The following is a 16,381-nucleotide window of genomic DNA, read 5'->3' as shown; positions in this document are numbered from 1 at the left end:
CAGGGATTTCCGGCTGGCTGGAAGATCGTGGAGCTGGGTAGCCAAAACTCGGAGGTTGGAGGTTAATACATGCTTTCATGGAAAGCACTCAGTGACCTGTAGCTACGTTATGTTCTGAAAAGTAGCCGCTCTCGATCGCGGGCCGCCCCGGCCGTAGCAGCGCGGGCGACCTTATGTCCCAAGTCATCTGAAATCCGTCCGCGCCACTCATCACTCGTGCTACCTCTTCACCATCTACTTCAAGTGAGCAACCGCTGACTTGAACCAACGCTACCGATTAACGTCACCGGCCCGACACCCTCATCGCCCCAAGATAACCCATGCTGCGCTGAATAGCGGCCAACCGGTCTGCGGCAATTTCAACCGAGATCTCAATATCACCTGCGAGCGGTGCATCCGTTCGTACATGTCCAGACGATGAAACGTCTCCTCCCGATGGGGCCGAGCCAGCCGAGTTTTCATCATGCGCCGCCTGAACGAAAATATCAGCTCTGGGAATGCCATGCTTCTGGGCCAGATGCTCGATAGCGAGATCTGCTGCCTCGTGCGTTTCAAATATTGCGCGGACCGTGGTGGTGCTATTGTCGGACATAGTTTTACTCACTTGTGATGGAAAAGGGTTAACTAGCAACACGAATATTTGTTTCAGTGAGTGGCAGAGAGAATGCCTTCGCGGCTTACTCCCGAAGGAGACCGGCACTTCTGGCGGCAACTCTGAAAGCCGCCGCGGCGCTGTCTCCTGGAATGACACCCGACACTGCTTTGAGGCAGGCTTTTTTGGCCTTGCTGGCATCCGGGCCACCTTTTGGGAAGTCTGTTGCCAAGGAAGCAACCGCCTCTCGGCTATTCCTGACGCATTTCAAACCGCCGGCTGCGCCGGTTGCGATCTCGACAGGGTATTCCCAAAGTTCAGTCATCGATCTTCCAATGCAAAGGTTTGTTAACAGCGAGCAATCGGTCGATCGCAGGGACAGGCCCATCAGTAACCCGAGTGGTCATCGGATTGTTCCCATCTCATTCTCGCTCTCGGAGCACTTAAAGGGCACGCCCAGGACTAACTGCGTCTCCGGCGTTCAGGCAGAACGTCGGCCAACATTTGCATCTTCAGCCAAGACAAGGCTCGCTGGCGGGGTACCGTTATCGTCCCCCTGAATGATTGCCGAGACATAGACCAGCGCATTCTTCATGCCGTTCATCGAGTAGGGCTTTTCGATTGCACCGAGCGCGCCGGCAAAATCCTGCGGGATCCGCTTGATGTTTCCGCTGACGAAGACATAGGGGATGCCGGCAGCCGCCAGCTCGCGCCCGACATCGATCCCGGTCGGGCCGTCCATGAGATGGATGTCGACAAACGCAAAGTCCGGCTTTGAAGCACCGATTTGCTCGCGTGCCTGGGTGCTGCTCATGGCAACACCTGTGACCTGATGGCCCGCCATCTCCACTTCGCTTTCAAGCTCCATGGCGAGTAGCATTTCATCTTCGACGATCATGACTTTCAATGCGTATTCTCCTGATGGTCGCCGACAAGCAGCACCACATCGACGACCGTCTTTCGGCCGTGCTGTTTCCGTTCGATTTCGGCGCCCAGCTGCAAGGCCGACGCTTCAAGCAACATTTTTCCGAGTTGGGCGCTCTCGCTATCCGGCTCGACGGGTTCCGACGTGTCTTCGACACGGATCAGGAAGTGACCGTTCAGGCGCCGCACGACAACATGGATGTCGCCGCCGCCATCGCTCAATCCGCGGCGAACGGCGTCGCCGACCAGCTCGTTGACGATCAAGGACAGCGGCGTCGCTTTGACGGCCGGCACGAGCAGCGGGGAGAGATCCAGAGACAGGCGAATGTCCTTGCGGCCGGTGGCATCGACCAGATCGGTCACCAGCTCGCGGGTGAATTCCGACATATCGAATTTCGAGACGTCGTCGAGCGTGAACAGCTTGCGCTGCACCGTGCTCAGAGCCTCAATCCTGTTGAGGACCGACATGAGTGTGTTCCTCTGCCGATCGTCTTTGGTAATCCGCGCCTGCATTTTGACGATCGAGGCCATCGTCAAGAGGTTGTTCTTCACCCGATGATCGACCTCGTGGACGAGCAGTGTGCGGGCATCCAGCGCGGCACGAAGGTTGGCGGTATGCTTTGCGACCTCGGCCTCGGCCTCATGGCGGGCCGCAGCAAGGTCCGCTTCCCGGCTCTTGACGGTGGTAAAATCAAGCTGGGAGGCAAAGAAATAGATGATCTTGTCCGCTTCGTCCCGTACGGGGCTGATGAAAACGGCATTCCAGAACGTGCTGCCGTCCTTGCGGTAGTTCAGAATGTCGACAGCCACATCCCGCCCTGCCGCGATGCTGTCGCGGATTTTGGCGACGGTCTCCCGGTCCGTCTCAGGCCCCTGCAGAAAGCGACAGTTCCGGCCGATGATCTCCTCGTCGCTGTAACCGGTCAGCTTTCTGAATGCCTCGTTGCAAAAGATGATGGGATTATCGGCTTGGCTGGGATCCGTGACGATCATCGGCATGCGCGTGGCCTTGAACGCCGCCGCAAACGGGTCTTCGCTGACATGCCCGGCGACCAGGCGATCTCCGGCGCTGCGAGCGTCACGTCGATTTTGATCCTTTTCCTGCATTGTGATCCTGATTGATTTAAGCCACGACAGAAGTCGCGGCGGATGAATTCGTTCCTGTCGGTTATCTCGTGACGTGCGGTAGAAGGACGGCCTCGATTTCGCAGACGACGCCGGCAGCGTCATAGACGATTGTCGACGTTCCGTTGAGCTCCGCCGCCAGCAAACGCTCCACCAGTCGAGATACGAAGCCCTTCTTGGTCGGGATATCCACATTCGGTCCGTGGCTCTCCTGCCACCGGAGACTGAGAGCCGAGGTTTCAGAGTTGAAGGTCCAGACGATCGACACTCGTCCGGTTGGAACGGACAGCGCTCCGTATTTGGCGGCGTTCGTTCCAAGTTCATGCAGGGCGAGCGACAATGTCGCAACCGCCTTTTGAGGCAGGAGAACGGATGGACCAGAAATGGTAAACCGCTCCGGAGGGTAAGGCGCAGCGGCCTGTTCGACCACGGCCGTGAGGTCTGCGCTTTGCCAGTCGCCTTCAGCAAGCAAGTCATGCGCGTGGGCCATTGCCGAGAGGCGCGCTTCGAACGCGGCGACCGCATCTTGTGTATCAGTCGCCTTTGCGAAGGTCTGACGCGCAATGGCCATCACCGTCGCGAAGACGTTCTTCACCCGGTGATGCAACTCCCCGATCAAAACCGCCTGAAGACGGTCCGCTTCTTTTTTCGAAGAGATATCATGCGCTGTTTTCGAGGCGCCGATGATTTTGCCAGCCCGGTCATAGACCGGTGAGACGCTCAGCAAAATGTCAACGAGACGGCCGTCCTTGCGGCGACGCCTTGTTTCATAGGCCTCAATCACGGAACCGGCTTTGATCTGCTCGAGCAAGGCCGGCTCTTCGTCACGCCTGTCTTTTGGAACCAGGACGAGGACAGACTGACCGACGATCTCCTCAGCCGTGTAGCCATATAGCTGTTCGGCACCACCGTTCCAGGCCGTAATCGTCATGTCCAAGTCGATCGCAAGAATCGCATCGTTGGAGGATGCAATGATGGAGGCCAGGCGCCGCTCGGTTTCCTGAGCCTGCTTGCGCTCAGTGATCTCGACCGAGATGACCGCAACCTGATGGATTTTCCCCTGATCATTCCGCAAAGCGGAGACCGTATTGTTCACCCAGACGAGGCTACCGTCTTGGCGAACATAGCGCTTCTCCATGTCGAAGCTTTCGCCGGTCGCGGCCAGCCGGCTGAACAGGCGGGTCTGCTCGGGCACGTCATCGGCATAGGTTATGTCGGCGATGTTTTTCCCGAGAAGTTCACCCTCGTCGTAGCCGACGATCTCGCAGAACCTTCGGTTGACGTGCAGAATTTTGCCTTCCAGGCTACCCTGACCAATACCGGCTGCCGATTGGGAGATGACCGCTCGAAGCCGTTCCTCGCTTGCCTGCAATGCCTGATCGGCGCGGATGCGATCGGTCGTTTCGTTGACGATGCAAAAGACGCCTCGAACTGCGCCATATTCGTCTCGAATGGCTGAATAGGAAATATCGAAATAGACGGTTTCCGGGTAGCCGTACCGCTCGATATAGAAGGGACGATCTTTTGCCGCCACCGTCTCGCCGGTTTCCATCACCCTGCGCAGGAGCGGCTCGAGATCATCCCAGAGTTCGGCCCAGTTCTCTCGCGCCGGTCGGCCGAACGCCTTTGGGTGCCGTTGGCCGATCGTCGGCGCGTAGGGTTCGTTGTAGAGCGCGACCAGGTCTGGTCCCCAGATCACGATCTGGGCCATTGCCGGCAGCATGATATCGACGGCGGATCTGAGACAAAGGGGCCATGTCGACGGCGGGCCGAGGATGGAATCGTCCCAATCTCCGCCTTCCATCATCCGGCAAATCGCGTCCTGCCCCCAGAACTTTGTCCCTCCTTCGTCCTGCATCGGCGCCCATTCTACTGCTTATTGCGACGTCGCAAACATCGTTCCCATTGTTCCGGCTCAAACTTATAGCAGAAGCGGGCTTCAACAAGGCCTTTTCGCAATGAAATCAGCTTCGAAGCTGCCGGAAGTGACGATCAGACTGGTCTGGAGCCAGCCTCTATGGCCTTGACCGCATCATAGTGCTTTCCCAAATGGACGCTCCTGCAGCACTGTCAATGTTCAGCAATCGATAACCGTCTCGCGTGAAACATCCACGTTTATCGGACCGAACCGTTGTTGGGTAACTTCCAACGCTTACCTTGTGGCCAACTCGTATTGGTAGGCCACCATGAACGTCGCAACGTCGTTTCCGCACATAACCGAAGCCCATTCAGCTGGCATACCCAGTGCTGAGCAGATTCTGGAGTCCTTGCCGCGCTCAGTCTTGGTCGTCGGCTCTGAAGGGGTCGTGACATATGCGAATAGGGCCAGCATGGTATCATTGGCAGCGGTCGTGGGGAGCGAAATGCGCGACCTTTTTCCTGGATGCGTGTTGAGCCTTGCAACTATGACCGGCGCCCCCTCCTGTCTCCTGATATCCAGGGACGGCGAGAAGTTCGATGCCGGCATCGCAGTACTGGGTGCAGGACAGTTCCTCATCGATTTGCGGCCCTCCCTAGATGCACGAACCGCCGACATGCAAGGTGATCTGGATGAACTGACCGGGCTTACCAAGCGCAACGGCTTGCTGAAGCATCTATCTTCGGCGTTATGTAGCGGACCGGCGTCCTCGATCGCAGTTCACTGCCTCGATCTCGATCGTTTCAAGATGATCAACGACACGCTCGGACATGCGGTCGGCGACCTTCTTTTGAAGAAGGTTGCAGACCGGCTCACAGCTGCCTGCCACAAGGATGACATTGTCGCTCGTCTTGGTGGGGATGAATTTGTCGTCCTGCAGCGGAACGTCGAGGAGGGAACAGCAGAGACGTTGGCTTCTCGTATTGTCGACCTCATCGGCCGCACCTATGTCATCCATGGTCACACCATCAATATCGGCGCCAGCGTCGGCGTAGCGATCGGGGCAAATGCGCTTCAGGATTGCGATCTCCTTCGCAACGGTGACCTCGCATTGTATGAGGCGAAGAAAGCCGGAAGAGGCCGTTACCGCATGTTCGAGAGCGGCATGGACGCGCTTCTCTTCGCGCGCCGCGAGATGGAAATCGATCTGCGCCGTGCGCTGGCCTTGAAGCAGTTCAAGCTGAACTACCAGCCGTTTATCAATGTCACCACCAATAGAGTAGACGGGTTTGAGGCGCTCCTGCGCTGGGAGCATCCGGTCAAGGGCAATATCCCGCCTCTCTCGTTCATCTCACTTGCCGAGGAGAATGGCCTGATCGTGAAGATCGGCGAGTGGGTAATGAGAACCGCATGTATCGAAGCCATGTCATGGCCAGGAGAGATGATCGTGGCCGTCAACGTTTCGCCGCTGCAGTTCAAAGCCGACACATTGCTCGACACGGTGGCCACCGCGCTCAAAAGGTCAGGACTGCCAGCCCACCGGCTGGAAATCGAGATCACCGAAGGCGCGCTTCTCGACGATACCGACAACGTCATTCAGACGCTCAATTCCCTGCGCGCGCTCGGCGTCAAGATCTCGATGGACGACTTTGGCACCGGCTATTCGTCACTAAGCTATCTGCAGAAGTTTCCCTTTAACAAGATCAAGATCGACCGGTCCTTCGTTGCCGGCGACGACGCAGATAGTGAGGCGATTCTGCGCTCCATCGCTAGTCTCGGCACCAGCCTCGGTATGGCCATCACAGCCGAGGGCGTCGAAACTGCCGAGCAATTGGCTCGGATCCGCGGAGAGCGTTGCACCCACGTCCAGGGATACTTTACCGGCCGGCCGATGGGCACGGATCAAATTCCCGTTTTTTTGGCGCGAAACGATTTGGACGAAAGGATTTAACCATGGCTGCCAGCATGTATCGGCTCGTTTATTACAGCCGAAACCATATCGCTCACGACCAAGCGCTCTTCGCCTCTAACATACAGAAAATCCTCGAAAAGAGCCGGATAAACAACCAACGCGACGAGATTACCGGTGCACTCCTGTTCAACGCCGGGTGCTTTGCCCAAGTGCTGGAAGGCCCCCTCGATAAAGTCGAGGCAGCCTTTGAGCGCATCCAGCAGGACGAACGCCACGGAGATGTGTCGCTGCTTGCGCTGGACCCGATCAGTCGCCGGTCTTTCCCGAATTGGGCAATGGGCTTCATCGGCACATCGGACATTCAAGCCAAGCGCTTTGCCGGCATCGGCGCCTCAACTGGTTTTGACCCTTCCCGCCTGAGTGGCGACGAAATCCATGCCCTGCTGAGAGACCTCGCGATCGAGGAGGAGGCCGCCTGACTCGATCGCAACAGACGATGGAGCTATCGGGCGCTCGATGGGATCGAACCTGCGGCCCGTCGCCAGTTCCCAGATGCTTCTTCCTTCCTCGGCGGTGAATATTCAGCAAACGTCGTCGTCATCTGCGTCACCCGCTGTGATCGCCGTCGGCGAAGCAGCCTGCAGGATTGTCGCGGGACATTGCCGATCAGACGCTTGACAGGACCGGCCGGGTTCGACTTTCAGAATCGCCTTCGATATCGTCTTGTCGGTGTCTCTGGCGCTGGTGACGCTTTCGACGAATGGAAGCTTGCGCAGCAGCAAGGCAATCGAGCCGCACTAGAGTTTGGGCGACAGATCGCTTTCGAAGACGGGTCCGAACCGGTCGTCGAGATCGCCGCCGCCGTGTGAAACCCCTTTAAGTCGAGACGCCTGATAGACGTCTCTCAGAATACGTTGAATGCGGCTTAAGTTCAGTCGCCGTCTCAGTAAACTTAATCTTCTAACAGAGCTGGACAAATAAACTGCAGGGACGGCAGATCCCGCGAAACCAAACCTTCTCATGTCCGTTAAATGGCGCCACATCAACGAGGTTTGCCATGACGCAACGTACGCTCCTGCAATTCTTCCACTGGTATACGCAAGATGGAGGCGGGTTGTGGAAGGAAGTCGCGGAGAAGGCGGAGAGCCTGGCTGCCATGGGCATCACGGATGTATGGTTGCCCCCGGCTTATAAAGGTTCTGCCGGCGGGTTTTCAGTCGGGTACGACACTTACGATCTCTTTGATCTCGGCGAGTTCGAGCAAAAGGGTACTGTCGCGACCAAGTATGGCGAAAAGGCTGCGCTCGAAAACGCCTGCCGGATTCTCAACGAAAACAGCATCGGTGTGATCCACGACGTCGTGTTCAATCACAAGATGGGGGCAGACGAGAAGGAAACGGTCCATGTCAGGCGGGTCAATCCAGACGATCGCACCCAGATCGAGGACGAGGCGTTCGAGGCGCTGGCCTACACCCGCTTCACCTTCCCCGGCCGCGGCGGCACACACTCACAATTCGTCTGGGATCAGAAATGCTTCAGCGGTGTCGATGTCATCGAAAACCCTGACAAAAGCGGCGTCTTCCGGCTGGTCAACGAATATGGCGAAGGCGAGTGGAATGACGAGGTCGACGACGAGCTCGGCAATTTCGATTACCTGATGGGTGCCGATGTCGAGTTTCGCAACAAGGCCGTTTACGAAGAACTGAAATACTGGGGGCAATGGCTGTCCGAGCAGGTCCGTGTCGATGGCTTCCGCCTCGACGCCGCCAAGCACATTCCGGCCTGGTTCTTCCGCGACTGGGTCGGCCATATGCGCCAGACCATCAAGGAGGACTTGTTCGTGGTCGCCGAATACTGGCACCCAGACATGGGAACGCTCAAGAGCTATCTCGATCTCGTCGATCACCAATTGACCGTGTTCGATGTGGCCCTGCACCACCGTTTCCATGAGGCATCGAAGGCTGGCGGCGATTTTGACATGCGGACGATCTTCGACGGATCACTCGTTTCCGTGCATCCCGATCATGCTGTGACGATCGTCGACAACCACGACACTCAGCCGCTCCAATCGCTCGAGGCCTCCGTCGACCCGTGGTTCAAGCCACTGGCCTATGCGCTGATCCTGCTGCGCGAACAGGGCGTGCCTTGCGTCTTCTATCCGGACCTTTATGGCGCGAGCTATACGGACGACAAGGACGGCGACCATCGCGCGGTCGACATGCCTGCGATCGAATGCCTACCGAAACTAGTCGAGGCGCGCAGGCGCTTCGCGAACGGTCCACAGACGGATTACTTCGATCACCCCTCCTGCATTGCATTCGTGCGACATGGAACGGCCGACATGCTCGGCTGCGTCACCGTCATGTCCAATGGTGATGCGGGCGAAAAATCCGTCGATCTCGGCATGGAGGTAGCAGGCGTAAGCTTCCGGGACTACCTCGGCCACCGCGATGAAAAGATCGTCGTAGGCGATCATGGCAAGGCAAATTTCCCGGTTCACCGTGGTAGTGTCAGCGTATGGGTTCGCGCCGATGTTGAGTAGGAGATGAGAGCACTGTGCGGGAGTGGAGCATGACTGAAACGCAGCTCGATGATCTGAACGGAAACACACTCGACCAGCTGGCGCTTGGGCATGGTATCGATCTGAAACGTCCGACGCCTGGCGGAGAGGCGGTGGAGATCTCGGACGACACCAAGCGAAGGCTTCTTCATGCGCTGAATGCGGCGCTGACCGACGATCATACTGCCGACTCCGGTGGCCAGAATGCCGGACCGCATGTCCTCGAAACTGCGGCTGCATGCTTTGTACCCGATTTCTTGTCCGGGGAGCGTGTCTGGGGCCTGAGCCTCCAGCTTTACGAGCTGCGCTCCGAGCGGAACTGGGGGATCGGTGATTTCGAAGACTTGCGGGTCATGATCGATCTGGTCGCCTCGCTAGGTGGCGACTTCATCGGGCTGAACCCGCTGCACGCTCCCTTTCTTGCGGATGCCGGTCGATGCAGCCCGTATGAACCTTCCAGCCGGCTGTTCCTCAACCCGCTCTATATCGCTGTCGACAAGGTGCCTGGCTTCCAATCGGATACCGAACAACAAACTACGATCAATACACAGCGGGCCACCGATCTCGTCGCATACGAGGCCGTGGCAGATGTGAAGCTCTCCGCCTTACGATCGATATGGGCGCAGTGGACGACCACGGATGCAGCCGATGATGCACATGCGGACTTCGAAGCCTTTGTCAGTGACGGCGGCGAGGCTCTTCGACGTCACGCCCTATTCGAAACCCTGTCGGCGCATATGGCACAGAGCGGCTTTGCGGCTGGCTGGCACTCCTGGCCGGATGAGTTTCAGTATCCTGACACGCCAGCGGTTGTTTCATTTGCCGCCGCGCATGGCGATGAAATCCGCTTTCATCTCTGGCTGCAGTGGATCACCCACAGACAGCTTTCGGACGCTGCGGCATATGCCAACACTTGCGGCCTGCGGATCGGACTTTACCTCGATCTTGCCGTCGGCGAGGCTCTCGACGGCTCCGCGACGTGGAGTGAACGCGATAACTACCTGACGGATGCGACAATTGGCAGCCCGCCCGACCCGTTCGCCCCGGAAGGTCAGGACTGGCATCTTGCGGGGTTTCAGCCGTCACGGATCGCCTCTGGTGAGGCTCCGCCATTCGAGCGAATGGTGACCGCGGCCATGCAGTATGCCGGCGCCATCCGGATCGACCACGCGGCAGCGCTTCGTAGACTGTTCCTCGTACCGATCGACAAGACGCCATCTGACGGTGCCTATGTGAGCTATCCGCAGGAAGACCTGATACGGATCCTAACAGATACGTCCGGGCGGCATAGTTGCCTCGTCATCGGCGAGGATCTGGGATTACTCCCCGACGGACTTCAGGACGATCTGACCGCCGCCAGCATCCTGTCTTACCGCATCCTCTCCTATGAGCGCGATGACGAAGGCTTCAAACCCGCCACCGAATATCCGGCTCTCGCACTGGCCTGTATATCGACGCATGACCATCAGACGCTGGCGGGATGGTGGCGCGGTGCTGATATCGATCTTCGGGCCGAACACGGCATTGTTTCACCAGACCTGACACGACAGCATGAGGCCGCGCGCAAGCAGGAACGGCGACAACTGATCCATGCGGTTGGCATTCCTGATGCAGGCGATCTGGTCGAGAGCTTGCCGCAATCCACCCTGAGAGACCTAACCATCCGAGCGCACCGATTTATCGCCGGCACGCCGAGCATACTGGTCGTTGCCCGTCTGGCAGACCTGACGGATGAAAAGCGACCGACTAACGTTCCAGGCACCAGCAGCAGCTATCCTAATTGGCAACCCAAACTTTCGGTGGCGATCGAGACGCTGTCCGACGTGCCTCTGGTCAAGCCGGTAGCCGACGCAATTAACGAGGGACGGTGGTCAAGCCAGCCTGGCCGTGGCCCGAATTCAGACTATAAAGACGAGAAACGCTCCCCGGAGACACTCGGCACCTCCAGGCAGGCCGCGACCAAAGAAGTAGACAAGACAGATGCCCAGAAACTCGATGCAATCGTCGAGAAATATGCCGACAAAATACCGAAACCACTTGGCCGCTTTCTCCAGTGGATGAGAAAGCCAGAACTGCGATGGCTCCGTCTGATCGTGGGTGTCCTGTTCGTCATATTCGGGTTAATCGGGTTTCTGCCGATTCTGGGTTTCTGGATGGTGCCGTTGGGATTGATTATACTCGCACAGGACAGCAAATGGCTGCAGCGCCCGACACTGAAAGCGATTACCTGGCTAGAAGGAAAACTGCGAAGATAGTTTACCAGCGGCAATGATTAGGGCCGTTGCGACGATTTACAGCTGAAGGGATTCTACGAGGCTTTCGACATTCAAGCGCCTTTTGCAGGTCACCTGTAACTGTCGCTCTCAAGAGATTAAGCGAACAGTTCAGCACGAATGGAACACCCTGATCGAGAAGCCGTTTCTCCAAGCTGGTAAAGTCGCCGGCGAGAGAATGGCGGGTTCATGTGAGCGTCGTTGAGTCCAGAGATGAAAATGCTTCCCCACTTCCTGCTCCGGCCGATAACACCGAAGTCTCCAAGCCTCCGCCGGGTGTCATCGCGACCAGGCTGGCTGCAGCTTTAAAATGCTCCGAGCGCCCCCTGTGCTATGTGGAAAGTAGCGAAGGCGCGGCTGCGAGGATTGCTGAGGCTCTCAGAGCGCTGCTCCCTGAGATCGAGATAATCGTTTTTCCGCCTTGGGACTGCCTGCCCTACGACCGCGTGCCACCATCGCCCCATTGCATGGGCCTGCGAATGGATGCATTACGTATCTGGAGCACGCCGAGCAACGGGCCGCGGCTATTTTTGACCTCGTTGGACGCAACACTTCAACGCGTTCCGCCAGCGACCGTCATCTCGAAAAGCCTTATCGAGTTCGAGGTAGGAAAGCCGTTCGATCGTGATGCGTTTTCCGACTTCGTCCAGCGGACCGGCTATCAGGCAGAAGGCGTCGCCGATGATCCCGGTGAGCTGGCGATTAGAGAAGCCGTGATCGATATCTACCCTGCTGGCGCACCGGGTCCAATGCGGATTGTTCTTTCGGAAGACGAGACAGTTAAGGAACTCAGAGGTTTCGACCGATCAACGCAACGGACAGAAAGTTATCTCGACCAAGTGACGTTCGGTCCGGCATCCGAAGCCATTTATACTGAAGGCATTACATACGACCATGGTCCCGCGTTGGAGACGATGGAGCAACTGCTGCTGCGCCTTTATCAACACATGCCAACGGTATTTGACATACTCGGCGATACCAAAGTCCTTCTGGCGCCCGGCGCGACCGAGCGTATGGAACGCTACCTCGAGATTATCGAAGATGCTCGCCAATCCCGCGAGGAGTTCGACGATAAGGAGCCCCCTTCCTGCCGTTCTCTATATCTGGATAGAGCGGAGTGGGAGCGGCTCTCCAGCAGAGTTTGCACAGATGTACTGGATCCCGAACAGGGAAATAGCTTCCCACTACAGATATCACGCGGAGACCAACGCAAAGCCCTGATCGAATTCGTGCAGGATCATCAGCGCAAAGGGATGAAAGTTGTCATCACTGGAAATGGAAAAACCGCCGAAGCGATTTGTCGGCGCCTGGCAAAGGCAGACGGGAAAGTGCTGAGGTCAGTCGATACATGGGAGGCGGTATTGGAGGCAGAGCCTGGCACCCTTCTAAGGTTGGCCTGCGATCTGGAGCAAGGGTTTATCGACGTTCGACAGAATGTCGTCGTGATGGCCGCAACCGATAGACCGGGCAGGATTGGAAAATCGAGTACAATACTGGCGGAGGCAGAGCTTCAAATAGGGGATGTGGTCGTTCACGAAGATCATGGCGTGGGCGTATTGAAAGATCTAGAAGCCATCACCGTTGACGACGTCTTAAGGGACGCCGCTCGCCTGGAATATCGCGATGGCGGTTCTCTTCTTGTGCCGATGGAAGAATTTGGAAAGCTCTGGCGTTATGGCTCCGAGCCCGAAGCAATCACTCTCGATCGTCTTCACACCGATGCCTGGCAGAAAAAACGCGACAAAATCACAGCGGACGTTCAATCCACCGCGCGTCATTTTATGAAGGTCGCGAAACAGAGGGAGGCTGAGCAAGCAGAGAAATTCGTACCGCCACGTGCCGAATTTTCTGCCTTCGCCCGGCGATTTCCGTTTTCCGAAACTCCAGATCAGGCGGATGCCATCCAATCTGTTCTCTCCGACCTCAGCTCCGGACGCCCCCTGAACCGTCTCGTCTGCGGAGATGTCGGCTTCGGCAAGACCGAAGTCGCCTTACGCGCCGCAGCAGCTGTAGCGCTTGCCGGTGGGCAGGTGGCTCTCATCGCACCAACCACAGTGCTTGCTCGACAACACTTTTCGACCTTTAAGCACCGGTTCATGGGAACCGGTATCTCCGTCGGCATGCTATCTCGCCTCCTGAAGCCAAGTGCGGCGAAAAAAACGAAAATTGCGCTCGCCGAGGGCGAGCTCGATATCATTATCGCAACCCAATCAATCCTTTCAAAAGACGTTCGTTTCGACCGGCTTTCGTTGCTGATAGTGGACGAGGAGCACCGGTTTGGTCTGAAGGAGAAGCGGGCGATGGCTACTCTCGCGCCGTTTCTTCACCGGCTTTCCATGTCGGCCACACCAATCCCGCGGACATTGCAATCGGCGATGGTGGGCGTTCAGGAGGTCAGCCTGCTGGCCACGCCACCGTCCAGGCGGCGGCCCGTCCGCACGTCACTTTCGCCACTCGACCCGGCGTCCTTGCGGAGCGGGCTAATGCGGGAATACCGGCGTCGAGGCCAGAGCTTTATCGTAGTCCCGCGTATCGGGGACATAGAAAAAGTTGGTGCACTGCTACATAAGATCGTTCCGGAGCTTTCGGTCAGGGTCGCGCACGGCGAGATGCAGGCAGCTGATATTGATGAAGCGATCGTTCGCTTTGCACAAGGAGATGGCGACATCCTACTCGCCACAAATATCATTGAGAATGGCCTCGATGTCCCGCGCGCAAACACGATGTTTGTCTGGCACGCTGATCGATTCGGCCTAGCTCAGCTCCACCAGTTGCGCGGACGCGTCGGGCGCGGAACGGTCCAAGGTATTGTTACTCTTTTGACCGAACATGGCGCTGAGCTCGCTGAGGACACGCGCATACGGCTTTCTACCCTGGTCGAAAACGACCGACTCGGGTCGGGCCTCGCAATCAGCCTCCAAGATCTCGATCTGCGCGGAGGCGGCGATATCGCTGGCGAGGACCAGGCGGGCCATATGAAGGCGATCGGTACCGGGCTCTATCAAAAGCTGCTCGCAGGCGCCGTAGCAAGACTTCGCAGGCAACCATTAGGCGTGCAACAGCGCGCGGTAGTTAATCTAGGAGAAGTCGGGACAATACCGTCAAAATATGTGTCGGATCCAGCTGTCAGACTCAATCTTTACGCCAAACTGTTGCGGTCATCCATGGTCAATGAACTGAACGATCTGGAAGACGAGTTCGAGGACAGGTTCGGCGACCCGCCGCACGATACACTGCGTCTTTTGAGAACGTCCAAACTACAGCTCATCGCGGGACAGTTGGGTGTTGCCAAGCTTGAAGCCGGGCCGAAAGCACTTGCAATCACGCTGACTGAGAACACGTCATCGGAGGTTTTGGCAGCATCGAAGAAGGCCGGGGCGGTTCTGCGGGAAGACCGGCTGATATTCGAGGCCTCAAGTCTCGCCGGCGAGGATCCGTCCCATTTCTTCCACCGGGTTCTGTCGGCAGCCGTCGGATAAAGATGTTTGTGAGGGAGGGCGAAAGCCACGTAACTGGATTAAGCAGATCGGTTGTCTTGATGGGATTCGAACCAGCACCTCCCGGTACAACACAGGCTAACCTATTGACTTAATAAGACTGAAGCGGAGGCACCGCTTATGCGCCGCGAAAGGCTTTCACTTTTAAGGGCATGATCTTGCTGCGGGACCGCTGCCCGCCAAAAAGCGGGCAGCGCCAATTGACTGATCAGCGCAGACCCTCAGTGGTCGGAATCGACGATCACTTCCTCGCCGAAAGCGCCGTTCTTGGGCATCGGCTTATAGGTTGTATTGGATGCTCGCAGGACTCGGATCGGACGGGCGCCGACTTCAATTGCTTGCTTCATATCGCCATCCGCATCGCCATAGTAAATCTTGACGCCCTTGTCCTTAAGGAAGGTGGTCTTGGTCGAATCTCCAGCCGTGAAGACGACCGGGTTGATCTTCTCCATGCTGAAATCGCGCTTGATCGTCTCTGTCACACGCTCGCCCTCGCTCTGTGTCCGGCCCGTGATGAAGTAGATCGTATCACCACGTTTCGAATGCATGGCGATCAGCTTGGCAGCGACATCCTTCGGGATCGAATAATTGATGTCGCAGTTCTTGTTGATATCGTCCCAGAAGGCCTGGTTCTTCAGATAGTCAAATTTTCCAGGGGAATATTTCTGCTGGCCGTAGAAGAAACACGGGCTGGAAAACAAAACCGTATCGTCAATGTCGAAGCCGACGGTCATAGGCGGCTTGCCTTCCAGGGACTTCTCGATCTGGCCGACGTCAACCCAGTGAATTGGATCGTGATGTGCCAACTGGTCTGTGGTTGCACCGCTGAAAGAGGCGTCGTCCGCGTAGGCAGGCGTAACGGCAAGTGCTGCCAGAAGAGCGAGATTGCGGGTCAGGAAAGTCATCCGTTGTCTCCGTTCGATGATATCGACAACGTCGTCTTGCTACTCTGGAAAAGCAGTGTCAATTGCACGGCAACTGCCGCGCCAAGGTTAAATTGGAGCGCCAACCTGCCTCGACTTCTTTCCACAAGAGGTGACACACACAAGTGTCCGGTCGGTTGACCGCCACGCTCTGTGCGGCCTAAAACCTCGACATGGACAGCAAGGCCCCTTTCAGAAACATGCGAAAGCCACAGATCCGCTTGCTTGCCGGCCTGATCGCAGCAATCGGCCTCGCCAGCTCGATGACCGCTGCCAATGCGCTGGACAACGATCGGCTGAACAGCCAATTGATGAAGCTGGATCCCGAGACAAGGCTCGAACAGACGTGTGATACCGAGGTTATGTTCCGGATCAATCGCGAGCACCCGAAGTTCCGCGTAGACAAGGTCATCGCCTACGCCTACGGCGACACTGCCAGCAGTGGAAACTCGTTCAGTGCCCCTGGAGCAGTGCTCCGCAGTCGTGGACAATGGTATCGGCTGAAATACATTTGCAAGACTGGGCCCCGGCATCTGGACGCGCATCAGCTCGAATACGAGATCGGTCCGGTGATCCCACGGTCGAAGTGGCGGAAGCACTATCTCTACGACTAATCTGTCAATGATACTGCAAATGTATCGCATGCGGTCGTTCGTCGGCCCTCAACCTATCTCGTCGAAATACCCCGCATAACATTTAGCTGGCTTACAAATAAAT

At 57.2% G+C, this 16,381-nt stretch carries 11 protein-coding genes and 1 pseudogene; 6 read left to right on the top strand and 6 right to left on the bottom strand.

All coding sequences use genetic code 11. The features are described 5' to 3' along the window. Nucleotides 1–283: 283 nt before the first annotated feature. The 5 genes from FHW37_RS27015 to FHW37_RS26995 form a co-directional block, all read right to left on the bottom strand. Nucleotides 284–592 carry a hypothetical protein gene (locus FHW37_RS27015; protein ID WP_145642031.1) on the bottom strand — a complete coding sequence of 103 codons (309 nt, stop codon included), beginning with the start codon at nt 590–592 and terminating at the stop codon, nt 284–286. A gap of 85 nt (nt 593–677) precedes the next feature. Then, complete coding sequence (locus tag FHW37_RS27010) at nt 678–917, bottom strand: DUF982 domain-containing protein (RefSeq protein WP_145642204.1); 240 nt, start codon at nt 915–917, stop codon at nt 678–680. A 156-nt stretch (nt 918–1,073) separates the two neighbouring features. Beyond that, nucleotides 1,074–1,499: a response regulator gene (locus tag FHW37_RS27005; protein WP_145642029.1), complete on the bottom strand. Its 426-nt coding sequence runs from the start codon at nt 1,497–1,499 to the stop codon at nt 1,074–1,076. After that, entirely contained in the window at nt 1,496–2,623 is a 1,128-nt protein-coding gene (locus FHW37_RS27000) for a PAS domain-containing protein (protein WP_145642027.1), read from the bottom strand. The genes FHW37_RS27005 and FHW37_RS27000 overlap by 4 nt, the downstream gene beginning before the upstream one ends. A 61-nt stretch (nt 2,624–2,684) precedes the next feature. After that, complete coding sequence (locus tag FHW37_RS26995) at nt 2,685–4,448, bottom strand: PAS domain S-box protein (RefSeq protein WP_246690945.1); 1,764 nt, start codon at nt 4,446–4,448, stop codon at nt 2,685–2,687. 556 nt (nt 4,449–5,004) lie between these two features. Between FHW37_RS26995 and FHW37_RS26990 the strand changes: the two genes are divergently transcribed. The 5 genes and pseudogenes from FHW37_RS26990 (at nt 5,005) to FHW37_RS26970 (ending at nt 14,723) form a co-directional block, all read left to right on the top strand. Further along, nucleotides 5,005–6,450 carry a putative bifunctional diguanylate cyclase/phosphodiesterase gene (locus tag FHW37_RS26990; RefSeq protein ID WP_246690932.1) on the top strand — a complete coding sequence of 482 codons (1,446 nt, stop codon included), beginning with the start codon at nt 5,005–5,007 and terminating at the stop codon, nt 6,448–6,450. 2 nt (nt 6,451–6,452) lie between these two features. After that, entirely contained in the window at nt 6,453–6,890 is a 438-nt protein-coding gene (locus FHW37_RS26985) for a BLUF domain-containing protein (protein WP_145642022.1), read from the top strand. Nucleotides 6,891–7,468: 578 nt separating this feature from the next. After that, nucleotides 7,469–8,953, top strand: coding sequence for an alpha-amylase (gene amyA, locus FHW37_RS26980; RefSeq protein WP_145642020.1), 1,485 nt, complete (start codon nt 7,469–7,471; stop codon nt 8,951–8,953). A 29-nt stretch (nt 8,954–8,982) separates the two neighbouring features. Beyond that, a pseudogene (gene malQ / locus FHW37_RS26975) lies at nt 8,983–10,839 on the top strand (4-alpha-glucanotransferase); the annotation flags it as partial. Between the two features lie 596 nt (nt 10,840–11,435). Further along, entirely contained in the window at nt 11,436–14,723 is a 3,288-nt protein-coding gene (locus FHW37_RS26970) for a DEAD/DEAH box helicase (RefSeq protein ID WP_246690931.1), read from the top strand. A gap of 239 nt (nt 14,724–14,962) precedes the next feature. Here FHW37_RS26970 and aphA read toward each other — a convergent pair whose 3' ends face one another. After that, a complete protein-coding gene (aphA, locus tag FHW37_RS26965) occupies nt 14,963–15,646 on the bottom strand; it encodes an acid phosphatase AphA (protein WP_186458419.1) in 684 nt (227 codons plus the stop codon). A gap of 191 nt (nt 15,647–15,837) precedes the next feature. On the opposite strand from aphA, the gene FHW37_RS26960 reads away from it, so the two are divergent. Further along, nucleotides 15,838–16,278 carry a DUF930 domain-containing protein gene (locus tag FHW37_RS26960; RefSeq protein WP_246690930.1) on the top strand — a complete coding sequence of 147 codons (441 nt, stop codon included), beginning with the start codon at nt 15,838–15,840 and terminating at the stop codon, nt 16,276–16,278. Nucleotides 16,279–16,381: the final 103 nt, after the last annotated feature.

The sequence above is a fragment of the Neorhizobium alkalisoli genome, assembly GCF_007829835.1.
Classification (GTDB): Bacteria; Pseudomonadota; Alphaproteobacteria; order Rhizobiales; family Rhizobiaceae; genus Neorhizobium.
This window is presented reverse-complemented; position numbering and strand designations above follow the sequence as displayed.